The organism is Novosphingobium sp. LASN5T, from assembly GCF_003856955.1.
Classification (GTDB): Bacteria; Pseudomonadota; Alphaproteobacteria; order Sphingomonadales; family Sphingomonadaceae; genus Novosphingobium.
Genome location: NZ_RQSI01000024.1, coordinates 1 through 21,666 on the forward strand (window position 1 = coordinate 1; position 21,666 = coordinate 21,666).

Here is a 21,666-nt window from a genome sequence, read left to right on the forward strand (position 1 = left end):
CCGGTGCGGGGCGAGCCTGTGGCGCAGGTTTCGGGGGCGCGGGCTTCGGCGGTGCAGGCCGGGGAACCGGCCTTGGCGGCGCGGGGCGTGGCTGCAGCGCCACGGGCTTCGGTTGCGGCTGGGGCTTTGGCTCAGGTTGCGGCTTGGGCTGCGGCTGGGGTTGCGGCGCCGGCTGCGGCTGGGGTTCCGGCTGCGCTTCCTGCGCGGGCTGCGGCTCTCCCAGCGCGGGCGCGACATCGGGCGCGGCCTGCGCGTTGGGATCGGGCGAGGTCGACTTGTCGGCGATCTCGTCCGAGAACGTCACGGTCATGCGTTCGGGCGGCGGCTGCAGCTTCTTGCCCGGAGGTGACAGCGTCAGCGCCAGGATCAGCGCGGCATGCGCCGCCACCGCAATCGCCAGGGCGACGCCTTCTTCCTTCGAGAGGCCCGGAGCGGAGGGATCGCGCATCGTCGATAGCGCCTATGGCGTGGCCGCTGAACCGTTGGTGACCAGCGAGATCGACTTGAACCCGGCGTTGTTCAGTTCGCCCATCACCGCCATCACGCGGCCGTAATCAAGCCCGCGGTCGGCGCGCAGCGTGACCAGCGGCGGCTTGCCCACGCCTTCGGCCGGGCGCATGGTCATCAGCCGGTCGCCCAGTTCGCCGGGGGCCAGTTCCTGATCGCCCAGGAAGATGCGCCCGTCCGCATCCATCGACACGGTGATTTCGTCCTGCTCTTCCTTCAGCGCTTCGGCCTTGCTGTCGGGCAGGTCGATCGGCACGCCAGCGGTCAGCATCGGCGCGGTCACCATGAAGATGATCAGCAGCACCAGCATCACGTCGACCAGCGGGGTAACGTTGATCTCGGACATCGGGCCGCCCCGGCCCCGCCCGCGCCGGCCGCGCCGCCCGCCGCCGCCCGCCGAAAGGTTCATCGCCATCGCCTATTGCTCCAGCTCGCGGCTCAGCGACGCCTGGAAGCGATCGGCGAAGCGGAACAGCCGCGCTTCGAACCGGTTCACCCGGTGCGAGAAGCGGTTGTAGGCGACGACCGCCGGAATCGCCGCGAACAGGCCGATCGCGGTGGCCAGCAGCGCTTCGGAAATGCCGGGCGCGACCACCGCCAGCGACGAATTCTGCTGCGCGCCGATGTTGAAGAAGCTGTCCATCACGCCCCACACGGTGCCGAACAGACCCACGAACGGCGCCACCGAGCCGACCGTGGCCAGGAAGTTCAACCGCCCGGCCAGCGCGTCGCTTTCCGCCGTCACCGCGCCTTCCAGCGCAAGGCTGAGCCGCTGGCGCGTGCCCTCGCGGTCAATCGTGCGGCCCGAGGTGGACCGGCGCCATTCGCCCAGCGCGGCGTTGACGACGCGGGCGGAGGCCACGTCGCGCTTGCCGTTCTCCTTCTGGAACGCGTCAATGTCGTGCGCGTCCCAGAACTCGCGCTCGTACTTGTCGCACTGGCGCTGGACGCGGCCCATCTTGATCCGGAAGCCGACGATGATCGTCCAGACCCAGACGCTGGCGAGCACCAGCCCACCCATCACCGCCTTCACCACGATGTCGGCGTGAAGGAAAAGCTCCACCGGATTGAGCTGGGTCGGCGCGCCGGCGGCGCCGCTGGCGAGAACTTCGAGCATCATGCGGAAATCGGGCCTTCCTGTTCGGATGAGGTCGCTTCGGATGGAGCAACGAGGACAGTGTGGAACGCATCGACCCACGCGCGCGGCTGGCGGCGGGGCCGGCCAGTGGGCGCAACGAAGGCGACACGCACGGTCGCTTGGGACAAGAGCGCGTCTTCCCTGAACGCACGCTGGACGATCCGGCAAGTCGCGGGGGAAATATCGGAAACCTCGCTGCGCACCAGCACCGCATCGTCCAGCCGGGCGGGCCGGAGATAGCGGATCGCCAGGTCGGTCACGGCATAGGCGCCCTCGCCCGCGTCATGCGCGCCGCGCTGGTCGATGCCCAGGCAGCGCAGCATGTCGGAACGGGCGCGTTCGAACCAGCGCAGGTAGTTGGCATGATAGACCACGCCGGAAAGGTCCGTGTCCTCGAAATAGACGCGGACCGGGAAAAGATGGACGGCGCCGTCGAAACGGCCGGAAGGCGGCGCGGGCGGGAGCATGGGCGTTCCGTTTCTAGCCGTGCGACGAGTCGAAGGGCAAGGTCGTGCGGCGAACTTTGTTAAGCATCAGGCGAACCGAAGGACAGAACCCGAAAACGCCGCCGCTACGCCCTCGCTCGCTCAGCGCGTCACCAGCATCGGCCCCAGCGGACGGCCCGCGAAGACGTGGACGTGCAGGTGCGGCACTTCCTGGTGGCTGTCCGGCCCGACGTTGGCGAGCAGGCGATAGCCCGGCTCGATCACCCCCGCCTCGCGCGCCACCGTGCCCACCGCGCGCACGAAGCCGCCGATTTCTGCATCGGACGCCTGGGCCGAGAAATCGTCCCAGCTCACATAGGCGCCCTTGGGGATGACCAGGATGTGCAGCGGCGCCTGCGGGTTGATGTCGTGGAACGCCAGCGCCCATTCGTCCTCATAGACCTTGCGCGCGGGGATCTCGCCCCGCAGGATCTTCGCGAACACGTTCTGGTCGTCGTAAGGCAGGGTGGCGTCAACGGCCATGGCCGGCTCTCCTCTTGGCGTTTCTTGTCGGAATGGCGGGTCTTTCGAGGTCGCTTACTCCGTCGGCCGACTGGCCTTTTCGGCGATGCCGGAAACGCCTTCGCGCCGGTCCAGTTCCGCCAGCACGGCGGCCAGCGGCACGTCCCGCGCGCCCAGCAGGACGAGCAGGTGGAACAGCAGGTCCGCCGCTTCGCCGGTCAGCTCGTCGGCGCTGCCCGAAAGCGCGGCGATCACCGTCTCGGTCGCTTCCTCGCCCACCTTCTGCGCGATCTTACCCAGCCCGCGCGCGTGGAGCTTGGCGACATAGCTGGTCGCGGGATCGGCGTTGCGCCGCGCCGCGATGGTCGCTTCCAGGCGCGCGAGAGTGGTGGCGTGGTCCATGGCGCGGGGGATGGAGCGGCCGGGCCTCCGGGTCAAGAGGCCCGAATCCCGGTCAGGCCCGCGCAGGAAGGCCCGCCGCCCGCAGTGCGGCGTGCGCCTCGGCGATGGAATGCGTGCCGAAGTGGAAGATCGACGCCGCCAGCACCGCGCTGGCGTGGCCCTGGGTCACCCCGGCGACCAGGTGGTCGAGCGCGCCCACGCCGCCGCTCGCCACCACCGGCACGCTGACCGCATCGGCGATCGTCCGCGTCAGTTCCAGGTCATAGCCCTGCTGGGTGCCATCCCCGTCCATCGAGGTGACGAGCAGTTCGCCCGCGCCCAGGTCGGCCAGGCGCACGGCATGGTCCAGCGCGTCGATCCCGGTCGGCTTGCGGCCGCCGTGGGTGAAGATTTCCCACTTCCCCGGCGCCACCCGCCGCGCGTCGACCGAGCCGACCACGCATTGCGCGCCGAAGCGCTGGGCGATGTCCGCCACCAGTTCGGGCCGGGCAACGGCGGCGGAATTGACCGCGACCTTGTCCGCCCCCGCCAGCAGCAGCGCGCGCGCGTCCTCGGCGCTGCGCACGCCCCCGCCCACGGTCAGCGGCATGAAGCAGACCTCGGCCGTGCGCGCGACCACGTCGAGCAGCGTGCCGCGCCCTTCGTGGCTGGCCGAAATGTCGAGGAAGCACAGCTCGTCCGCCCCGGCCTTGTCATAGGCGCGCGCCTGCTCGACCGGATCGCCCGCATCGCGCAGGTCGACGAAGTTGACGCCCTTGACCACGCGCCCGTCGCGGACATCGAGGCAGGGGATCACGCGGACGCGGACAGTCATCGATCAGCCCCTCGCCGCCATCTGCAGCGCCGCGCGCAGGTCCAGCCGCCCGTCATAAAGCGCGCGGCCGGTGATCACGCCCTCGATCCCGTCCTCGGCGTGGAGCGTCAGGACATGGATGTCGTCCAGCCCCTTCACCCCGCCGCTGGCGATCACGGGAATGTCCACGCGCCGGGCCAGGCCCACCGTCGCCTCGATGTTCACGCCCTTGAGCAGCCCGTCGCGGCCGATGTCGGTGAACAGCAGGCTGGCGACGCCGGCGTCCTCGAACCGGCGGGCGAGATCGACCACCGAGACGTCGGACACATCGGCCCAGCCCTCGGTCGCGACCATGCCGTCGCGCGCGTCCACCGCCACCACGATGCCGCCGGGGAACTCCTTGGCCATGTCCTTGACGAATTCCGGGTCTTTCAACGCGGCGGTGCCCATGACCACGCGGCTCACGCCCAGGTCGAACCAGCCCGCCACCGCTTCGCGCGTGCGGATGCCGCCGCCCAGCTGGACGTGACCGGGAAAGGCTTCGAGAATGCCTTCCACTGCCTCGCGGTTTTCCGCGCGGCCGGCGAACGAACCGTCGAGATCGACGACATGCAGGTGCATCGCGCCCGCTTCGGCGAACAGCAGCGCCTGGGCCGCCGGGTCGTCGCCATAGACGGTCGCCCGGTCCATATCGCCTTCGGCGAGGCGGACGACCTGCCCTGCTTTCAGGTCGATGGCGGGAAAGACGATCATGTCAGGGCTTCCATTCCAGAAAACGGGCCAGCAGCTCCAGCCCGTAGGACTGGCTCTTTTCGGGGTGGAACTGCACCCCCAGGATATTCTCGCGCGCGACGGCGGCGACGATCCCGCCGCCGTGGTCGGTCATCGCCGCCACGTCCGCGCCCGCTTCGGGCACGAAGTGGTACGAATGCAGGAAATAGGCCTCGCCCGGCTCGATCAGGCCCGCCGCCGGCGCGCCGGCATGGTGCGCCGGGGCAACGTCGTTCCAGCCCATGTGCGGCACCTTGATCGCGGGATCGATCGGCTCGATCAGGCGAACCTCGCCGCCGATCCAGCCAAGCCCCGGCGTCACGCCATGTTCCACGCCACGGTCGGCCAGCAGTTGCATGCCCACGCAGATGCCCAGGAACGGCGCGCCGCCCACCAGCACGCGCTCGCGCATCGCCGCGACCAGCCCCGGCACCGCTTCCAGCGCATCGATGCAGGCCTTGAACGCGCCCACGCCGGGCAGGACGATGCGATCGGCCGCGCGCACCACGTCAGGATCGGCGGTCACCGCGACGCCTTCCGCCCCCGCCGCCTTCAGCGCATTGGCCACCGACCGCAGGTTGCCGGCGCCGTAATCGACCAGCGCGAGCACTTCAGCCACCGAGGATGCCCTTGGTGGACGGCACCGCATCGCCCTTGCGCGGATCGATTTCCACCGCCTGCCGCATGGCGCGGGCAAAGCCCTTGTAGATGCCTTCGATGATGTGGTGGTTGTTCGATCCGTAAAGCGATTCGATGTGCAGGGTGATGCCGGCCGCCTGGCTCACCGACTGGAACCAGTGCTCGAACAGCTCGGTGTCCATCTCGCCCAGGCGCGGCTGGGTGAACGCGGCCTTCCACACCAGCACCGGGCGGCCCGAAATATCGAGCGCGACGCGGCACAGCGCCTCGTCCATCGGCGAATAGGCGGTGCCGTAGCGGGCGATGCCCTTCTTGTCGCCCAGCGCCTGGGTGATCGCCTGGCCCAGCGCGATAGCGCTGTCCTCGGTGGTGTGGTGCTGGTCCACGTGCAGGTCGCCCACCACGCGCATCGTCACGTCGATCAGCGAATGGCGCGAAAACTGTTCGACCATGTGATCGAGAAAGCCGATGCCGGTGGACACGTCATAGGCGCCCGTGCCGTCGAGGTTGACCGAGACCGCGATGTCGGTTTCCGCCGTCTTGCGCGCGACCGATCCGGTACGGGACTGCTGCATGGTTTGGTCCTGTGCTGTCTGGGCCTGCGTATCCGAGGCGGACTCAACTGCGCCGCCTATAGGCGGGTGCGAACGAGAATCAATCTTTGCGCGCAACAAGGCCATGTGGAGACATGCCCTCTTGACCGCGCGGGCGGCCAAGGCCAGTTGTGGCGACGATGAACGATACGCCCGACAGCCTGATCCCCTATGACGAGATCGTGCAGGAGGCCCTGCGCGCCGTCGTCGGCCGCGTGCTGGGCGAAGTGGAAGCCTCTGGCGGCTCGCTGCCCGGCAACCACCATTTCTATATCACCTTCAAGACCCAGGCGCCCGGCGTCTCGATCCCGGCGCGCCTGAAAGAGCGCTTCCCCGACGAGATGACGATCGTGCTCCAGAACAAGTTCTGGGATCTGAAGGTGGAGAGCGACCGGTTCAGCGTGGGGCTCAGCTTCAACCAGGTGCCCGCCATGCTGGATATTCCGTTCAGCGCGATCACCGCCTTCGTCGATCCGGCGGTGGATTTCGGCCTGCAGTTCCAGGCGATCGCCGACAGCGACGACGAACCGCACGAAAGCGCCGAGAACGATTCGCCGGAACAGGCGGAGCACCCGGCCGTTGAACGCAACGAGGACGGGTCCAACGTGGTGACGGTGGATTTCGGCCGCAAGAAATAGCGGCGGGGCCTGCCGCAGGATGTCGGCCCCGGCGGGAATACCGAAGGGCAAGGCATGACGATCAGGGACAAGCTGGCAAAAATCAAACCCGGCCGGATCACCGGGAAAGGCGGCACCGCGCCTGTCGGGAAGGCGGCCGATGAAGCAGGGAGTGGCCCCAGCATCCCCGGCCCAAGCATCCCGGGCCCCAGCACCAACGCGATGACCAACCTGATCCTGGCCGACATCGCGCTGCGCGCCGGCGGCGCCCTGCTGCGGCGCGGCGTGGAGCGCGGGCTGCTGGGCAACCGCACCGGCGCGGCCAAGGCGAAGAAGATCATCCGCGGCCGCACCATGGGCGAAACGCTGATCGGCACCGCGCTGGCCCGCGTGGCCACCCGGTCGGTACCGGGCGCGATCATGGTCGGCGGCGGCCTGCTGGCCAAGACGCTGTACGATCGCCGGCACGGCAAATCCGCGAAGGCGGAAGGCGAGGCGGCCGTGGATGCGAAGGCGAAAAAGGGCGAGAAGGAATAGCCCGGCGGTCCGCCTGCAGCCGTCAGCGAAGCCGGGCCGAAAGCTCCATCAGTTCCAGCCGGTTGCCGAACGGGTCGTCGACATAGGCGTGCTGGTAGCCATCGCGCGACGCCTCGTCGCGGATCACGTAGCAGCCGGCATGTTCCAGCTTCCGCACCAGATCGCCAAGATGCGCCACGATGAACGCGACGTGGGCTTTATGCACCGGGCGGAAGTCGGGATCGACACCGAGGTGGACCTTGACGGCATCGCGTTCGAACCAGCAGCCGCCCAGCTTCGCCAGATGCGGCGGCTTGGGCACTTCACGAATGCCCAGCACGTCGCGGTAGAACGCCCGCGCGCGGTCCTCTCCGCCCGGTGGCATGGCCAGTTGCACGTGATCGAGCCTCTGAATGTCCATCCCTTGCTCCCGCCGGCGGCTCGCCGCCCAGTAACGACCCTGACCACGGCCTTGACCACCGCCTTGTCCATGCGCCACTAGCACGCATGGCCGATAACACCACGCATACCACGGATACGCTCCATCGCAGGGGGCTGATGTTCATCCTGTCATCGCCATCGGGCGCGGGCAAGACGACGATCGCGCGCAAGCTGCTGGACGAGGACGACGAGATCGCGATGTCGGTGTCGGTCACCACCCGCCCGATGCGGCCGGGCGAGGTCGACGGCAAGGACTACTACTTCGTCAGCCAGGCGGAATTCGACCGCATGGTGGAGGAAAGCGCGTTCTACGAATGGGCGCATGTCTTCGGCAACAGCTATGGCACGCCCAAGGCGCAGATCCGCGCGGGCCTGAAGGAAGGGCGCGATTTCCTGTTCGACATCGACTGGCAGGGCACGCAGCAGCTTTACCAGAAGGCGGAAACCGATGTGGTGCGCGTGTTCATCCTGCCGCCCAGCCTGGACGAGCTGCACCGCCGCCTGACCGGGCGCGGCACCGACAGCGCCGAAGTGATCGCCAGCCGCATGGCGCGCGCGCAGGCCGAAATCAGCCACTGGGACGGCTACGACTATGTCGTGGTCAACGATGACATCCAGAGCTGCTTCGACAAGGTGAAGCAGATCCTCGCCGCCGAACGCATGAAGCGCGCGCGCCAGACCGGGCTGATTGGCTTCGTCCGCGAACTGACGCGGGGATAGAACGGGCGCGCCGGCAGGCGGGCAACCTGCCGGCGATCGGCCTCAGTGCCCCGAAGGCCGGCTCAATGCCCCGAAGGATCGACGAAGTCGCTCGGGATCCAGGCGTTGACGATGCCGCCGTCGATCGGGATCGTCGTGCCGACGACATAGTCGCCCGCGCGGCTGGCCAGGTAGATCGCACCGCCGGCGATATCCTCGACGCCACCGATCCGCCCCGACGGGATGCCGCGTGCCGATTCCTCCGGCTTGCGCGCCGCCACCTTGTTCATTTCCGAAGGGTAGGCGCCGGGCGCGATGCAGGTGACGACGATGTTGTCCTTGATCAGCCGCGCCGCCATGCGCCGGGTCAGGTGGATCACCGCCGCCTTGGACGCCTGGTAGCTGTAGGTTTCCCACGGGTTGACCCGCATCCCGTCGATCGAGGCGATGTTGATGACCTTGGCCGGTTGCCCCGCCGACGCGGCCGCCTTGAGCAGACCGTGCAGCTTCTGCGTGAGGAAGAACGGCGTCTTGACGTTGAGGTTCATCACCTTGTCCCAGCCGCCTTCGGGGAAGTCCTCGAAGTCCGCGCCCCACGCCACGCCGGCGTTGTTGACCAGGATGTCGATCTTGGGCTCCAGCTTCGCCAGATCCTCGGCCAGCGCCTCGATCCCGGCGAGCGTGGAAATGTCGCCCGGCAGCGCGATCACGCGATCACCCAGTTCGCGCGCGGTTTCCTCTACCACCGCCGCCTTGCGCGCGGTGATGTAGACCTTCGCGCAGCCGGCGGCGAGGAACCCCTCGGCCAGCATCCGGCCGATCCCGCGCGATCCGCCGGTAATCACCGCCACGCGGCCTTCAAGGCTGAACAGCTTGCTGAAATCCATGTCAGTGCCTTTCGCTTTCCTTCCGCACGGGAAGGGCAATCAGGGTCAATATCCGCTCAGCTTCGCCACGCGCTCGGCATGGTAGAACGGATCGCCGGTGAATTCGGACAGCGCGCGGTCACGCTTCATGTAGAGGCCGATGTCGAACTCGTCGGTCATGCCCACGCCGCCGTGCATCTGCACGCCTTCGCGCACCGCCAGGTTGCAGACCTTGCCCGCCTTGGCCTTGGCCACGGCCACCATCAGCTCCGCCTTGTCGGAGCCGGCATCGAGCAGTTGCTGCGCCTTGATCACCGCGGCCTCGGCAATCTCGATTTCCGAATAGAGATGCGCGGCGCGGTGCTGCAGCGCCTGGAACTCCCCGATCAGCTGGCCGAACTGCTTGCGCGTCTTGAGATAGGCGGTGGTGATGTCGAACGCGCCGGAAGCGACGCCGATCTGCTCCGCCGCCGCGCCGACGCGGCCGGCATCGAGCACCCGGTTCAGCAGCGCGCGGCCGCCATCGACCTCGCCGATCACGCAATCGCCATCCAGCTCCACGTTGTCGAACGTGACGTGGCTGGCCATGGCGCTGTCGACCAGCCGCACCACGTCATGCCGCACGCCCGCGGCATCCTTGGGGACCGCGAACAGGGTGACACCATCGGCGTCGCCGTCGCTGCCCGCGGTGCGCGCGGCCACGATCAGGGCATCGGCCGAGGCGCCGTGGACCACGAAGTCCTTGCGGCCCGAAAGGCGGAAGCCATTGCCCGCCTTCTCGGCGCGGCAGGCGATGCGTTCGGGGCGGTGCTTGGGACCTTCGTCGATCGCCATGGCCAGCACCGTCTCGCCCGCGATAACGCCGGGCAGCCAGCGGCCGCGCAGCTCGTCCGATCCGGCGGATAGCGCGGTCACGCCCATAACCGCCGTGGTCAGGAACGGCGAAGGGCTGAGGTTGCGCCCGATTTCGGTGAGCACGATGCCAGCCTCGACATGCCCCATCGCCAGCCCGCCATCGGCTTCGGCGGCGAGGATGCCGGTCAGGCCCAGCTCGGCGAACTGCTTCCACAGCGCATGGCCGAACCCGTCCGGGCAGTTGATGTCGCGCCAGTGGCGCAGCTGCTGCTTGATCCCGCCTTCGTCGGCCATGAAGCCGATGACGGTTTCGGCGAGCATCGCCTGATCTTCGGTATGGTAGAGCGGCATGTCGTTTGCTCCGTTTCCCCTCCCGCTTGCGGGAGGGGTCAGGGGTGGGCATGGCTTGGGGGGCGCCTCGTTCGGCCCACCCCCGGCCCCTCCCGCAAGCGGGAGGGGGGATCGAAGCGTCAGGCCCCCGGAAGATCCAGGATGCGCTTGGCGATCACGTTGAGCATCACCTCGCTGGTGCCGCCCTCGATCGAGTTCGCCTTGGTCCGCAGCCACGATCGCGCGGGCGTGCCGCCGCTGGTCGCTTCGCTTTCCCATTCCAGCGCGGTGCTGCCGCCGGCGGCCATCAGCAGTTCGTGCCGGCGCTTGTTCAGCTCGGTCCCGGCATACTTCATCATGTTGGGCTGCGCCGGATGCGCCTTGCCCACCTTGATCTCGTCGAGGAACTTCTCGCCCATCGCGGTATAGGCCAGCGCATCGACATCGAACTGCGCCAGTTCGGCGCGCAGAATCGGGTCTTCCAGCCCGTTCCGCGCGATCACCGCGCCGATCGTGGTCAGCCGGTCGCTGCCGCCCGCGCCGGAGATCATCTCGCGCTCGTGGCCCAGCAGGTATTTCGCCACGTCCCAGCCGCGGTTGAGCTGGCCGACGATCTGCGCCTTGGGCACCTGCACGTTGTCGAAGAACGTCTCGCAGAACGGCGAACTGCCCGAAATCAGCTTGATCGGCTTGGTGGTGACGCCGGGGCTCTCCATGTCGAACAGCAGGAAGGAAATGCCCTGGTATTTGTTGGTCTTGTCCGTGCGGACGAGGCAGAAGATCCAGTCGGCCTTGTCGGCATAGGAGGTCCAGATCTTCTGGCCGTTGACCACCCAGTGGTCGCCCTTATCTTCGCCAAAGGTCTGGAGCGAGACGAGGTCGGAGCCCGATCCGGGCTCGGAATAGCCCTGGCACCAGCGGATTTCGCCACGCGCGATCTGGCCCAGGTAGTGAACCTTCTGCTCCTCGGTGCCGAACTTCAGCAGCGCCGGCCCCAGCATCCAGATGCCGAAGCTCGATAGCGGCGGCCGGGCGCCGATGCGGGCGCACTCCTCGCGCCAGATCTTGGCTTCGGCCGGCGACAGGCCCGCGCCGCCATAGGCCTTGGGCCAATCGGGCACGGTATAGCCCTTGGCCACGCAGCGTTCGAGCCAGGTCTTCTGGGCCGCGTTCTTGAACTGGAAGCGCCGCCCGCCCCAGCATATGTCCCCTTCGTCGCGCACGGGCTCGCGCATTTCCGGCGGGCAGTTGGCTTCCAGCCACGCACGGATTTCCTGTCGGAAACTGTCGAGATCAGACATGTTCGGGCTCCTCTCTTAATCGCAAGGTTAAGGCGAGTCGCTGCGCTTGCGCAAGCGCGGATTTCCAAGGGTTTGCGCGATGCAAGGATGCCGTAGCGTCAAGCGCCAAGGCATTGACGAAGACCCATTCGCGCCTAAGCTCCCGGCCAAACAGACAGACCGGAACACGGTCCAGAACACAGGCCCGACCGGGCCGGGAGAGAACCATGCGCTTCGAAGGAAAGACCGTTGTCGTAACGGGTGCCGCCTCGGGAATCGGCCGCGCCACCGCGCTCAAGTTCGCCGCGGAAGGCGCGCGCGTCTATGCGGCGGACATCGACGAACAGGGCCTTGCCGCGCTGGCGGCCACCACCAACGGCAGCATCGCCACCGCGCGGTGCGACGTGACCCGGACCGAGGACATCAAGGCGCTGATGGACCGCGCCGCCGCCGAAACCGGCGGAATCGACGTGGTATTCAACAATGCCGGCGCGGGCGGCGATCGCGCCACGATCGACGAGATCGAGCCGGCCGGCTGGGACCGCACGATGGACCTGCTGCTGCGGTCGGTGGCGTTCGGCATCCGCTATGCCGTCCCGCACATGATCGGCCGCCCGGGCGCGGCGATCGTCAACACTTCCTCGGTCGCGGCGGTCGGGCCGGGCTATTCGCCCACCGCCTATGCCGTCGCCAAGGCCGGGGTGCTGCACCTGACCAAGTGCGCGGCGGCGGACCTCGCCAAACACCAGATCCGCGTCAACGCGGTGCAGCCGGGCTTCATCAACACCAACATCTTCACCCGTTCGCTGGAAATGCCGGCCGAACTGGAAGCACAGGCCAAGGGCGCGATCGCGATGATGTCGCAAAGCGCACAGCCGGTGGCGCGCGGCGGCCAGCCGGACGACATCGCGGACGCCGTGCTGTTCCTGGCCAGCGACGCGGCCGGCTTCGTCACCGGCACCTCGCTGATCGTCGATGGCGGCATCACCATCGGCCCGCGCCACAGCTGGGATCCCACCATGCCGGGGATGTTCGACGCCCTGCAGCAGATGGCAGACGCCGGGCAGCCGGCGTGATCCCGATAGAAGGCCGCGTTCCGACGCGGACCGCGGCGTTTGCCGGGCTTGGCAGCGTGGCCTACGGGATCAAGGACAACGGCTTTTCCACGTTCCTGCTGCTGTTTTACAACCAGGTGCTGGGCATGGACGCCCGGCTCGTCAGCCTGGCGCTGCTGATCGCGCTGGTGTTCGACGGGCTCGTCGATCCGCTGGTCGGCCATGTCAGCGATCGCACGCGCACGCGTTTCGGCCGCCGCCTGCCGTTCCTCTACCTTGCCCCGATCCCGCTGGGGATCGCGTGGGTGCTGCTGTGGTCGCCCACCGGCGCGCCCAGCTTCGCCACGCTGCTGGTCTCGGCCATTCTCGTGCGCGGGCTGGTCGCGGCCTGCGAGGTGCCCTCGGCCGCGCTGGTGGCCGAAATCAGCCGCGATTACGACGAGCGCACCCGCCTCACCCGCTTCCGCTTCGTGTTCGCCTGGGGCGGCGGGCTGCTGATGCTGCTGCTGGCCTATGGCGTGTTCCTGCCCAACGCGATGCTGGCGCGCGAAGGCTATCGCGCGTTCGGCATCGCCGGCGCGATCCTGATGGCGGGTTGCGTGCTCGGCTCGGCGATCGGCCTCCACCGCACCATCGCCGGCTGGCCGCCGCAACAGGCCTCATCCGGCAAGGGACTGCTCGGTTCGCTGGGCGAAATCCGCGAAAGCTTCTCGCACCCCGCCTGCCTGGTGGTGATGGCGGGCATCGCCTGCGCCATGACCAGCCAGGGCATCACCTTCGCGCTGTCGAACTACCTGTACCTCTACGTCTGGCGCTTCACGCCCACGGCCTTGCAGATATTTCCGGTCGTGCTGTTCGGCAGCGTCATCGGCGCCTCGCTGCTCGCCGGGCCGGCACAGCGGCGCTGGGGCAAGGCGGGCGCGGTGGCGGCCACCGCGCCGCTGGGCATGCTGTTCTGGGTCGGCCCGCTGCTGCTGCGCTATGGCGATCTCTGGGCGGCGGACGGCAGCACGCCGGCGCTGGTGGCGATGTTCGTCTGCACGCTGCTGGCCAACACCTTCACCGTGACCTCGTCGATCGCGCTGTGGTCGATGGTGGCCGACGTGGTGGAAGCGTCGGAGGAACAGACCGGGCGCCGGTCGGAAGGCACGCTGTCGGCCGGGGCGTTCCTTGCGTCCAAGTGCGCCACCGGGCTGGGCATCTTCGCCGCCGGGCTGCTGCTCAGCTATGCGCAGTTGCAGCCCAACGCGCGACCGGACGCGGTGCCCGCGACGGTGATAGACCGGCTGAGCCTGGCCTATGCCGTCTGCACCGCCCTTCTCGCCGTGGCCACCGCCCTGATCGCGCGCCGGTTTCCGATCGATCGCGCCGCCCACGAAGCGCGGCTCGCCCTGCTCGACAAGCTGGCGCACAGCGATCCCGACGCGGGAGGGCTGCACCCCTGACGCCGGGGTCTGAAGCCCCCGGGACCGGTTTTGCTCCGGATCAAGGCCCGCTTTAACCGCACAGTTAGTTTTCGCTTGAATTCGCCCGATGCCCGGTGAATTCTTCCCGGACGCAAGGAGAGGACAGATGGATTTCGACCCCACAGAACGCCAGGTCTATTGGCGTGACCGCGTACGCCAGTTCATCGAGGACCGTGTCCGCCCGCGCAATGCCGAATTCAAGGCCGAGAAGAACAGCGGCGAACGCTGGAAAGTGATCCAGGTCCTTGAAGAGGAGAAGGCCCGCGCCAAGGCGCAGGGCATCTGGAACCTGTTCATGCCGCCGCAGTCCGGCCGTGCCCATGTGGACGACAGCTTCGCCTTCGAAGGCCCCGGCCTTACCAACCTCGAATACGCGCTCTGCGCCGAGGAAATGGGCCGCGTGGGCTGGGCCAGCGAAACCTTCAACTGCTCCGCGCCCGATACCGGCAACATGGAAGTGCTGCACCGCTACGGCACGCGCGACCAGAAGGACGAATGGCTCAAGCCGCTGATGAACGGCGAAATCCGTTCCGCCTTCCTGATGACCGAACCGCAGGTCGCCTCGTCCGACGCCACCAACATCGAAACCTCGATCCGCCGCGAAGGCGATGAATACGTCATCAACGGGCGCAAGTGGTGGTCCTCGGGCGCGGGCGATCCGCGCTGCAAGATCGCCATCGTCATGGGCAAGACCGATTTCGAGGCGAAGCGCCACCAGCAACAGTCGATGGTGCTGATGCCGCTGGATGCGCCGGGCGTGACGATCGAGCGCTTCCTGCCGGTGTTCGGCTATGACGACGCGCCGCACGGCCACATGGAAATCCGGCTCGACAACGTGCGCATCCCGGCGTCGAACATCCTGCTGGGCGAAGGGCGCGGCTTCGAAATCGCGCAAGGCCGCCTCGGGCCGGGCCGCATCCACCACTGCATGCGCACGATCGGCGTGGCGGAAGAAGCCATCGCCAAGATGGCCAAGCGCCTGCAATCGCGCGTCGCCTTCGGCAAGCGCGTGTCCGAACATTCGATCTGGGAACAGCGCATCGCGCAGGCCCGCATCGACATCGACATGACCCGCCTGCTCTGCCTGAAAGCGGCAGACATGATGGACAAGGTGGGCAACAAGGCGGCCGCGCTGGAAATCGCGATGATCAAGGTGCAGGCCCCCAACATGGCGCTGCGCATCATCGACGACGCGATCCAGGCGCACGGCGGCGGCGGCGTGTCCGAAGACTTCGGCCTGGCCGAAAGCTATGCCCACATGCGCACGCTGCGGCTGGCGGACGGGCCCGACGAAGTCCACAACCGCGCCATCGCGCGCATCGAGTTCGCCCGCCACGCGGAAGGCCCGCAGGGCGATCGCGGCTTCAGCTCGGGCGATCTGGGCGTGGCGCGCTAGGCCTCTCTGGCGCCAACTCCCCCCTCCCGCACGCGGGAGGGGTTGGGGGTGGGCCGGTCGGGCACTCCGCCGCTAACGCTCGCCCTGCTCCGTCCCGATGGGGACCACAAAGGAAAAGCACACATGAAAGCCGCCATTCTCGAAAAGCCCGGCCAGCCGCTGGAAATCGACCGGCTCGCCATTGCCAAGCCCGGCCCGCATGAGGTGCTGATCCGCACGGCGGCCTGCGGCCTGTGCCATTCGGACCTCCATTTCATCGAAGGCACCTATCCCCACCCGCTGCCCGCCGTGCCGGGCCATGAAGCGGCCGGCATCGTCGAAGCGGTGGGCAGCGAAGTCCGCACCGTGAAGAAGGGCGACGCGGTCGTCACCTGCCTGTCCGCCTTCTGCGGGCACTGCGAATTCTGCGTGACCGGCCGCATGGCGCTGTGCCTGGGCGGCGACACGCGGCGGGGCGCCGGCGAAGCGCCGCGCCTGACGCGGGCCAGCGACGGCAGCGCGGTCAACCAGATGCTCAACCTGTCCGCCTTCGCGGAAATGATGCTGGTGCACGAACATGCCTGCGTCGCGATCAATCCGGAGATGCCGCTCGATCGCGCGGCGGTGATCGGCTGCGCGGTGACCACCGGCGCCGGCGCGGTGTTCAACGCCTGCAAGGTGACGCCGGGCGAAACCGTGGCCGTGGTCGGCTGCGGCGGCGTGGGCCTTGCCACCGTCAACGCCGCGAAGATCGCCGGCGCGGGGCGGATCATCGCCGCCGATCCGATGCCGGAAAAGCGCGAACTGGCGAAGAAGCTGGGCGCGACCGACGTGGTCGATGCGCTGGCCCCCGATGCGGCCAAGCAGATCCTCGAACTGACCAAGGGCGGCGTCGATCACGCGATCGAGGCGGTGGGGCGGCCGGCTTCGGGCGAACTCGCGGTCAAGTCGCTGCGCCGGGGTGGCACCGCCACGATCCTGGGCATGATGCCGCTGAACCACGCGGTCGCCCTGCCGGCGATGGACCTGCTTTCGGGCAAGAAGCTGCAAGGCGCGATCATGGGCATGAACCGCTTCCCGGTGGACCTGCCGCGGCTGGTCGATTTCTACATGCGCGGCCTGCTCGATCTCGACACGATCATCGCCGAGCGCATTCCGCTGGAAGGGATCAACGAAGGCTTCGAGAAGATGAAGCAGGGCCATTCCGCCCGTTCGGTGATCGTGTTCGACCAATGAGCGAACCGGCCCCGATCGACGCCCAGGCCGCCTTTACCGGAACGGTCGTGCCCGAAGGGGCCGACCGGCTCGACGAAGCGCGCCTGACCGAATGGTTCGCGGCCAACGTGGCGGGCTTCCGGGGGCCGCTGACGGTGCGCAAGTTCAAGGGCGGGCAATCCAACCCGACCTACCGCATCGACGCGCCTTCGGGCAGCTACGTGCTGCGGCGCAAGCCGTTCGGCAAGCTGCTGCCCTCCGCGCACGCGGTCGATCGCGAACACCGCGTCCAGGCCGGGCTGGCGAAGACGGGCTTTCCTGTGGCGCCGCAATATGGCCTGTGCACCGACGATTCGGTGGTCGGATCGATGTTCTACGTCATGGGCATGGTCGAAGGCCGCACGATCTGGGATGGCGCCATGCCCGGCGCCACGCCCGATTTCCGCCGCCAGACCTACCACGCCATGATCGACACACTGGCGGCGCTGCACAGCGCGGACATCGAGGCGGCGGGGCTTTCGGATTTCGGCAAGCCCGGCAACTACTTCGGCCGGCAGGTCGATCGCTGGACCAAGCAGTACAAGCTGGCCGAAACCGAACACATGGACGTGATGGAGCGGCTGATCGCGTGGCTCCCCGCCACGCTGCCCGAACAGACGCGCACCTCGGTGGTCCACGGCGATTACCGCATCGACAACATGATCTTCGCGCCCACCGAGGCCCGCGTCGCCGCCGTGCTGGACTGGGAACTGTCCACGCTGGGCGATCCACTGGCCGATTTCACCTATGTCGCACTGGCCTGGGTGACCGAGAACGGCGGCCGGTCGGGCGTGATGGACCTTGATCGCAAGGCGCTGGGCATTCCCGAACTCGAGGAGATCGTCGAACGCTATTGCGCTGCCACCGGGCGCGATGGCGTGCCCGATCTGAACTGGTACTTCGCCTACAACTTCTTCCGCCTGGCCGGGATCATCCAGGGCATCAAGAAGCGCGTGATCGATGGCACCGCTTCCAGCGCCCATGCCCGGCAGATGTCGGAACGGGTCACGCCGCTCGCCGAAACGGCGTGGTCCTTCGCGGTCAAGGCGGGCGCCTGAACGTTACGTAACCAGGAACCAAAGCGGCGCTTCGGCGTAGATGGGCATCGAAACAGGAAAGCGCCGGGCGGCTCTCAGCAGACGACCCGGCAGCACCCGAAAAAGGATGCCAACCATGCTGATGACCATCGCCGTCGTGCTGCTCGTTCTGTGGCTGCTGGGCGTATTCGTGTTCAAGATCACGGCCGGCCTGATCCACCTGGTGCTGGTGGTGGCGATCGTCGTGGGTCTGTTCCAGCTGTTCACCGGTCGCAGAGCCTAGAGGGGGCAGACTGGCGGCAACAGGCCGCCACACGCGGCGCCCATTGTAACCGGCACGGTCCTCTGCCAACGGGGGTTCACCCCGCCCGCGGCAGCGGCTACACCGGTTACATATGCAACAGCTTTCAGCGACAGAACGCGATCTTGTCGGCCGCTTCAATGCCGGCGCCATGCTTTCGCAGGTACAGGCATGGAGCGCGGTCAACACCGGCACGCGCAATCTGGATGGTCTGGCGCGGCAGTGGGACCTGCTGGCCGATGCCTTTTCCGATCTGCCGGGAGAAATCCGCAAGGTTGAACCTGCGCGCGTGACCGCCATCGCGGCGGATGGGCGCGAGGAGGAAGTGGGCCACGGCGCGCATTTCGTACTCTCGGTCCGTCCACAGGCCGCGCGGCGCTATCTGCTGACCGGGCACATGGACACCGTGTTTCCGGCCACCCACGCCTTCCAGCAGCAGCGCTGGCTGGATGACGAGACGCTGAACGGCCCTGGCGTCGCCGACATGAAAGGCGGCATCGCGGTGATCCTGGCCGCGCTCGCCGCGTTCGAAACCAGCGTGGCGGCCGGCAACGTCGGCTACGATGTGATGATCAATTCGGACGAGGAGACCGGCAGCCTCGCCTCCGCCGCGCTCATCGCGGAACTGGCGCACGGCAAGGCGGCGGCGCTGACCTATGAACCGTCCGCCCTGCCCGATGGCACGCTGGCCGGCGCGCGCGCGGGCAGCGGCAACTTTTCGCTGATCGTCACCGGCCGCTCCGCCCACGCCGGGCGCAATCCGCAGGACGGGCGCAACGCGATCGTCGCAGCCGCCGATCTCGCCTTGCGGCTCAAGCACATGGAAACGGCCACGCTTTCGGTCAATCCCGCGCGGATCGACGGCGGTTCGGCCAACAACGTGGTGCCCGATCACGCGGTGCTGCGCTTCAACATTCGCCCGCGCGCGGTGACCGATGCCGATCGCTTCGCCGTGGCGCTGCGCGGCCTGATCGCCGAGATCGAGCGCGAGCATGAAGTCTCCATCCACCTCCACGGCGGCCTCTCGCGCCCGCCCAAGCCGCTCGATCCCCCGGCCGAGGCGCTGTTCGGGCTGGTCCGCGATTGCGGCGCGGCGCTGGGGCAACCAATCCGCTGGGAGAGTTCGGGCGGGGTCTGCGATGGCAACAACATCGCCGCGCTGGGCGTGCCCGTGGTGGACACGATGGGTGTGCGCGGCGGCGCGATCCATTCGCCCGACGAATTCCTGATCGTATCCTCGCTGGCGGAACGCGCGGCCTTGTCCGCGCTGGTCCTTCACCGGCTTTCCGGAGGCAACTGACCGTCATGACGCACCGTATCCGCGCCGCCGGCGCGCAGGACCTCCAGCACTTGTACGAGATGGCCAAGCTGACCGGTGGCGGCTTCACCAACCTGCCGCCCGACCGCAAGGCGCTGCAGGCCAAGCTCGACCGCTCGGCCGAAGCCTATGGCACCGAGGAAACGGGCGGCGACGAGCTGTTCGTGCTGGTGCTGGAGGACATCGAGACCGGCGAAGTGCGCGGCACCGCGCAGCTCTTCACGCGCGTCGGTCTGCAGTGGCCGTTCTATTCCTATCGCATGGCCACGCTGACCCAGCATTCCAAGGAACTAGGCCGCACCTTCCGCGCCGAAATGCTCAACCTCGTCACCGATCTCGAAGGGTCGAGCGAGGTCGGCGGGCTGTTCCTGCACCCGTCCGAGCGCGCCGGCGGCCTCGGCATGTTGCTGGCGCGCAGCCGCTACCTGTTCATCGCCATGCACCGCGCGCGCTTTTCCGACCGCATCCTGGCCGAATTGCGCGGCATCATCGACGAACGCGGCGGATCGCCGTTCTGGGATGGCGTGGCCGGGCGCTTCTTCGGCATGAGCTTCCAGGAAGCGGACTATTTCAACGCCATCAACGGCAACCAGTTCATCGCCGATCTGATGCCCAAGCACCCGGTCTATATCGCGATGCTGCCCGATTCGGCGCGCAGCGCGATCGGCCTGCCCCACCCTTCGGGCCGCGCCGCGATGCGCATGCTGGAAGGCGAAGGCTTTGCCAACGAAGGCTATTTCGACATCTTCGATGGCGGCCCGACGATGACCGCGCGCACCGACCGGGTGAAATCGATCGCCGAGGCGCGCCATGTGAACGTGGCGCGGGTCTGCCCGCCCGACAATCCGAAGAAGGCGCTCGCCGCCACCGGCCACCTTTCCACCTTCCGTTGCACCTTCGCGGAAATCGGGGAGGATGGTGACGGGGTGACGCTCGATCCCATGGCCGCCGCCGCGCTGGACGTGCGCGAGGGCGACATGATCTGGCATGTGGAACGCTAAGGCCGCGCGAACCGGACGGAGTCTCCTGTGAAACTGGTGGAAATCAACTTCGACGGCATCGTCGGCCCGAGCCACAACTACGCGGGGCTGAGCCTCGGCAACCTCGCCTCGGCCAGCCACGCCGGCGATGTCTCCTATCCGCGCGCCGCCGCGCTGCAGGGCGTGGCCAAGATGCGGCACAACCTGGCGCTGGGGCTGGCGCAGGGCTTTTTCGCGCCGCTGCCCCGGCCCAATTCCACGCTGGTGGAGGCCATGGGCCTGACCGCGATCGACGAAGGCGATCCGGTGCAGCGCCGGCTGCGCGCGGCGGCCTGGTCGGCCTCGTCGATGTGGACCGCCAACGCCGCCACGGTCAGCCCCGGCCCCGATACCGCCGACGGCCGCTGCCACCTGACCCCCGCCAACCTCGTGACGATGCTCCACCGCTCGCAGGAATGGCCGGACACCGCCCGCCAGCTCGCGCTCGCCTTTGCCGACACGGCGCACTTCGCGCTCCATGGCGCGGTTCCGCCGTGCTTCGGCGATGAAGGCGCGGCCAACCACATGCGCATGGCCGCGCGGCACGACGCGCCGGGCATCGAGATCTTCGTCTATGGCCGCACCGGCGGCGCGTTTCCGGCGCGCCAGCACGAACAGGCGAGCCGCGCCGTCGCGCGGCTGCACGGCCTCGATCCCGAACGCGCGCTGTTCATCGAACAGGCGCCCGAGGCGATCGCCGCCGGCGCCTTCCACAACGACGTGGTCGCCGTCGCCAACGAACGCGTGCTGTTCACCCACGAACAGGCCTTCGCCGACCCCGAGGGCGCCTATGCCGCGATCCGCGACAAGCTGCCCGAGGCGGAGATCGTGATCGTGCCCGCCGCCGCGGTGAGCCTGGCCGAGGCGATCCGCAGCTATCTGTTCAACGCGCAGTTGCTGACGCTGCCCGATGGCGACATGGGCCTGGTGATCCCGCTGGAAGCCTGGGAAAATCCCGCCGTGCGGGGCTGGCTGGACGGGATGCTGGCCGGCAACGGCCCGATCCGCCGCGTGCTGCCGGTGGATGTGCGGCAATCGATGGCCAACGGCGGCGGTCCCGCCTGCCTGCGGCTGCGCGTGGTGGCCGATCCCGCCACGGTCGATCCGCGCTTCCTGCTGGACGAGGCAAAGGCCGAACGGATCGAGGCCACGATCGCCCGGCTCTGGCCCGAACAGATCGATCCGGCCGACCTCGGCCGCGAATCGCTCGCCATCACAGTACGCGCGGCGCGGGGGGGCCTGCTCGATGCCTTGGACCTTGGTGCGCTGGCCTGACACCGCAGCAGGATCGCTCCCACATTGGAACATCGGGACCCGCAGATTTCCTTACCTGTCGCCGCGTTTTACAGTTACCATCCAGTTAACCTTGCCCTTTCCCGGAAATCCGGGGCTGGCACGATGATTGCTGACTGGTGGTTGTAAAATGGCGCCGGCCGTCCCCGCAGAG

General features: G+C 68.0%; 25 protein-coding genes and 1 pseudogene. 12 read left to right on the top strand and 14 right to left on the bottom strand.

Annotation, left to right across the window (positions count from 1 at the left end):
* The 10 genes and pseudogenes from EH199_RS15440 to hisB form a co-directional block, all read right to left on the bottom strand.
* A pseudogene (locus EH199_RS15440) lies at window positions 1–448 on the bottom strand (hypothetical protein); the annotation flags it as partial.
* Window positions 449–460: 12 nt separating this feature from the next.
* On the bottom strand, window positions 461–922 hold the full coding sequence (gene tolR, locus EH199_RS15445) for a protein TolR (RefSeq protein ID WP_124810159.1): 462 nt from the start codon (window positions 920–922) through the stop codon (window positions 461–463).
* Between the two features lie 3 nt (window positions 923–925).
* On the bottom strand, window positions 926–1,627 hold the full coding sequence (gene tolQ, locus EH199_RS15450) for a protein TolQ (protein WP_124810160.1): 702 nt from the start codon (window positions 1,625–1,627) through the stop codon (window positions 926–928).
* Window positions 1,624–2,112: a YbgC/FadM family acyl-CoA thioesterase gene (locus tag EH199_RS15455; protein WP_124810161.1), complete on the bottom strand. Its 489-nt coding sequence runs from the start codon at window positions 2,110–2,112 to the stop codon at window positions 1,624–1,626. The genes tolQ and EH199_RS15455 overlap by 4 nt, the downstream gene beginning before the upstream one ends.
* 120 nt (window positions 2,113–2,232) lie before the next feature.
* On the bottom strand, window positions 2,233–2,613 hold the full coding sequence (locus tag EH199_RS15460) for a histidine triad nucleotide-binding protein (protein ID WP_124810162.1): 381 nt from the start codon (window positions 2,611–2,613) through the stop codon (window positions 2,233–2,235).
* 54 nt (window positions 2,614–2,667) lie between these two features.
* Window positions 2,668–2,994 carry a phosphoribosyl-ATP diphosphatase gene (locus tag EH199_RS15465; protein WP_124810225.1) on the bottom strand — a complete coding sequence of 109 codons (327 nt, stop codon included), beginning with the start codon at window positions 2,992–2,994 and terminating at the stop codon, window positions 2,668–2,670.
* A gap of 52 nt (window positions 2,995–3,046) precedes the next feature.
* Window positions 3,047–3,808: an imidazole glycerol phosphate synthase subunit HisF gene (gene hisF, locus EH199_RS15470; protein WP_124810163.1), complete on the bottom strand. Its 762-nt coding sequence runs from the start codon at window positions 3,806–3,808 to the stop codon at window positions 3,047–3,049.
* 3 nt (window positions 3,809–3,811) lie between these two features.
* Window positions 3,812–4,540 (bottom strand): 1-(5-phosphoribosyl)-5-[(5-phosphoribosylamino)methylideneamino]imidazole-4-carboxamide isomerase, encoded by a 729-nt coding sequence (gene hisA / locus EH199_RS15475; protein WP_124810164.1) that lies wholly within the window; start codon window positions 4,538–4,540, stop codon window positions 3,812–3,814.
* Window position 4,541: 1 nt separating this feature from the next.
* Window positions 4,542–5,177, bottom strand: a complete 636-nt coding sequence (gene hisH, locus EH199_RS15480; protein WP_124810165.1) for an imidazole glycerol phosphate synthase subunit HisH — start codon at window positions 5,175–5,177, stop codon at window positions 4,542–4,544.
* Entirely contained in the window at window positions 5,170–5,772 is a 603-nt protein-coding gene (gene hisB / locus EH199_RS15485) for an imidazoleglycerol-phosphate dehydratase HisB (protein WP_124810166.1), read from the bottom strand. Before hisB ends, hisH begins: the two co-directional genes overlap by 8 nt.
* Window positions 5,773–5,930: 158 nt before the next feature.
* Between hisB and EH199_RS15490 the strand changes: the two genes are divergently transcribed.
* On the top strand, window positions 5,931–6,428 hold the full coding sequence (locus EH199_RS15490) for an SspB family protein (RefSeq protein ID WP_124810167.1): 498 nt from the start codon (window positions 5,931–5,933) through the stop codon (window positions 6,426–6,428).
* Window positions 6,429–6,482: 54 nt separating this feature from the next.
* The gene (locus EH199_RS15495; RefSeq protein ID WP_223806707.1) at window positions 6,483–6,944 is read left to right on the top strand and encodes a hypothetical protein; all 462 of its coding nucleotides are present in this window, start codon (window positions 6,483–6,485) and stop codon (window positions 6,942–6,944) included.
* A 22-nt stretch (window positions 6,945–6,966) separates the two neighbouring features.
* Here the strand turns inward: EH199_RS15495 and EH199_RS15500 are convergent, their stop codons facing one another.
* Window positions 6,967–7,344 carry a VOC family protein gene (locus tag EH199_RS15500; protein WP_124810168.1) on the bottom strand — a complete coding sequence of 126 codons (378 nt, stop codon included), beginning with the start codon at window positions 7,342–7,344 and terminating at the stop codon, window positions 6,967–6,969.
* Between the two features lie 86 nt (window positions 7,345–7,430).
* Here EH199_RS15500 and gmk point away from each other — a divergent pair, with 86 nt between their 5' ends.
* Complete coding sequence (gene gmk / locus EH199_RS15505) at window positions 7,431–8,084, top strand: guanylate kinase (protein WP_124810169.1); 654 nt, start codon at window positions 7,431–7,433, stop codon at window positions 8,082–8,084.
* 62 nt (window positions 8,085–8,146) lie between these two features.
* Here gmk and EH199_RS15510 read toward each other — a convergent pair whose 3' ends face one another.
* From EH199_RS15510 to EH199_RS15520, 3 genes are all read right to left on the bottom strand, one after another.
* Window positions 8,147–8,950 (bottom strand): SDR family oxidoreductase, encoded by an 804-nt coding sequence (locus EH199_RS15510; RefSeq protein WP_124810170.1) that lies wholly within the window; start codon window positions 8,948–8,950, stop codon window positions 8,147–8,149.
* A gap of 45 nt (window positions 8,951–8,995) precedes the next feature.
* The gene (locus EH199_RS15515) at window positions 8,996–10,135 is read right to left on the bottom strand and encodes an acyl-CoA dehydrogenase family protein (protein WP_124810171.1); all 1,140 of its coding nucleotides are present in this window, start codon (window positions 10,133–10,135) and stop codon (window positions 8,996–8,998) included.
* A 119-nt stretch (window positions 10,136–10,254) separates the two neighbouring features.
* On the bottom strand, window positions 10,255–11,415 hold the full coding sequence (locus tag EH199_RS15520; protein ID WP_124810172.1) for an acyl-CoA dehydrogenase family protein: 1,161 nt from the start codon (window positions 11,413–11,415) through the stop codon (window positions 10,255–10,257).
* Window positions 11,416–11,621: 206 nt separating this feature from the next.
* Between EH199_RS15520 and EH199_RS15525 the strand changes: the two genes are divergently transcribed.
* From EH199_RS15525 to EH199_RS15565, 9 genes are all read left to right on the top strand, one after another.
* Entirely contained in the window at window positions 11,622–12,470 is an 849-nt protein-coding gene (locus EH199_RS15525) for an SDR family NAD(P)-dependent oxidoreductase (protein WP_124810173.1), read from the top strand.
* Complete coding sequence (locus EH199_RS15530) at window positions 12,467–13,894, top strand: MFS transporter (protein ID WP_190287288.1); 1,428 nt, start codon at window positions 12,467–12,469, stop codon at window positions 13,892–13,894. The genes EH199_RS15525 and EH199_RS15530 overlap by 4 nt, the downstream gene beginning before the upstream one ends.
* A gap of 127 nt (window positions 13,895–14,021) precedes the next feature.
* Entirely contained in the window at window positions 14,022–15,311 is a 1,290-nt protein-coding gene (locus tag EH199_RS15535) for an acyl-CoA dehydrogenase family protein (protein ID WP_124810175.1), read from the top strand.
* A gap of 123 nt (window positions 15,312–15,434) precedes the next feature.
* A complete protein-coding gene (locus EH199_RS15540; protein WP_124810176.1) occupies window positions 15,435–16,526 on the top strand; it encodes a Zn-dependent alcohol dehydrogenase in 1,092 nt (363 codons plus the stop codon).
* Complete coding sequence (locus EH199_RS15545) at window positions 16,523–17,602, top strand: phosphotransferase family protein (protein ID WP_124810177.1); 1,080 nt, start codon at window positions 16,523–16,525, stop codon at window positions 17,600–17,602. Before EH199_RS15540 ends, EH199_RS15545 begins: the two co-directional genes overlap by 4 nt.
* 115 nt (window positions 17,603–17,717) lie before the next feature.
* Window positions 17,718–17,864 carry a lmo0937 family membrane protein gene (locus EH199_RS15550; protein ID WP_124810178.1) on the top strand — a complete coding sequence of 49 codons (147 nt, stop codon included), beginning with the start codon at window positions 17,718–17,720 and terminating at the stop codon, window positions 17,862–17,864.
* A gap of 112 nt (window positions 17,865–17,976) precedes the next feature.
* Entirely contained in the window at window positions 17,977–19,182 is a 1,206-nt protein-coding gene (locus tag EH199_RS15555) for a hydrolase (protein WP_124810179.1), read from the top strand.
* A gap of 5 nt (window positions 19,183–19,187) precedes the next feature.
* Complete coding sequence (locus tag EH199_RS15560) at window positions 19,188–20,201, top strand: arginine N-succinyltransferase (protein WP_124810180.1); 1,014 nt, start codon at window positions 19,188–19,190, stop codon at window positions 20,199–20,201.
* 27 nt (window positions 20,202–20,228) lie between these two features.
* Window positions 20,229–21,494 (top strand): N-succinylarginine dihydrolase, encoded by a 1,266-nt coding sequence (locus EH199_RS15565; protein WP_124810181.1) that lies wholly within the window; start codon window positions 20,229–20,231, stop codon window positions 21,492–21,494.
* The last annotated feature ends 172 nt before the right edge of the window (window positions 21,495–21,666 follow it).

Bases quoted from the DNA above. Each gene is read 5' to 3' on its own strand.
- tolR (WP_124810159.1), bottom strand. From the start codon at position 922: ATGGCGATGAACCTTTCGGCGGGCGGCGGCGGGCGGCGCGGCCGGCGC.
- tolQ (WP_124810160.1), bottom strand. From the start codon at position 1,627: ATGATGCTCGAAGTTCTCGCCAGCGGCGCCGCCGGCGCGCCGACCCAG.
- EH199_RS15455 (WP_124810161.1), bottom strand. From the start codon at position 2,112: ATGCTCCCGCCCGCGCCGCCTTCCGGCCGTTTCGACGGCGCCGTCCAT.
- EH199_RS15460 (WP_124810162.1), bottom strand. From the start codon at position 2,613: ATGGCCGTTGACGCCACCCTGCCTTACGACGACCAGAACGTGTTCGCG.
- EH199_RS15465 (WP_124810225.1), bottom strand. From the start codon at position 2,994: ATGGACCACGCCACCACTCTCGCGCGCCTGGAAGCGACCATCGCGGCG.
- hisF (WP_124810163.1), bottom strand. From the start codon at position 3,808: ATGACTGTCCGCGTCCGCGTGATCCCCTGCCTCGATGTCCGCGACGGG.
- hisA (WP_124810164.1), bottom strand. From the start codon at position 4,540: ATGATCGTCTTTCCCGCCATCGACCTGAAAGCAGGGCAGGTCGTCCGC.
- hisB (WP_124810166.1), bottom strand. From the start codon at position 5,772: ATGCAGCAGTCCCGTACCGGATCGGTCGCGCGCAAGACGGCGGAAACC.
- EH199_RS15490 (WP_124810167.1), top strand. From the start codon at position 5,931: ATGAACGATACGCCCGACAGCCTGATCCCCTATGACGAGATCGTGCAG.
- EH199_RS15495 (WP_223806707.1), top strand. From the start codon at position 6,483: ATGACGATCAGGGACAAGCTGGCAAAAATCAAACCCGGCCGGATCACC.
- EH199_RS15500 (WP_124810168.1), bottom strand. From the start codon at position 7,344: ATGGACATTCAGAGGCTCGATCACGTGCAACTGGCCATGCCACCGGGC.
- gmk (WP_124810169.1), top strand. From the start codon at position 7,431: ATGGCCGATAACACCACGCATACCACGGATACGCTCCATCGCAGGGGG.
- EH199_RS15510 (WP_124810170.1), bottom strand. From the start codon at position 8,950: ATGGATTTCAGCAAGCTGTTCAGCCTTGAAGGCCGCGTGGCGGTGATT.
- EH199_RS15515 (WP_124810171.1), bottom strand. From the start codon at position 10,135: ATGCCGCTCTACCATACCGAAGATCAGGCGATGCTCGCCGAAACCGTC.
- EH199_RS15520 (WP_124810172.1), bottom strand. From the start codon at position 11,415: ATGTCTGATCTCGACAGTTTCCGACAGGAAATCCGTGCGTGGCTGGAA.
- EH199_RS15525 (WP_124810173.1), top strand. From the start codon at position 11,622: ATGCGCTTCGAAGGAAAGACCGTTGTCGTAACGGGTGCCGCCTCGGGA.
- EH199_RS15535 (WP_124810175.1), top strand. From the start codon at position 14,022: ATGGATTTCGACCCCACAGAACGCCAGGTCTATTGGCGTGACCGCGTA.
- EH199_RS15540 (WP_124810176.1), top strand. From the start codon at position 15,435: ATGAAAGCCGCCATTCTCGAAAAGCCCGGCCAGCCGCTGGAAATCGAC.
- EH199_RS15545 (WP_124810177.1), top strand. From the start codon at position 16,523: ATGAGCGAACCGGCCCCGATCGACGCCCAGGCCGCCTTTACCGGAACG.
- EH199_RS15550 (WP_124810178.1), top strand. From the start codon at position 17,718: ATGCTGATGACCATCGCCGTCGTGCTGCTCGTTCTGTGGCTGCTGGGC.
- EH199_RS15555 (WP_124810179.1), top strand. From the start codon at position 17,977: ATGCAACAGCTTTCAGCGACAGAACGCGATCTTGTCGGCCGCTTCAAT.
- EH199_RS15560 (WP_124810180.1), top strand. From the start codon at position 19,188: ATGACGCACCGTATCCGCGCCGCCGGCGCGCAGGACCTCCAGCACTTG.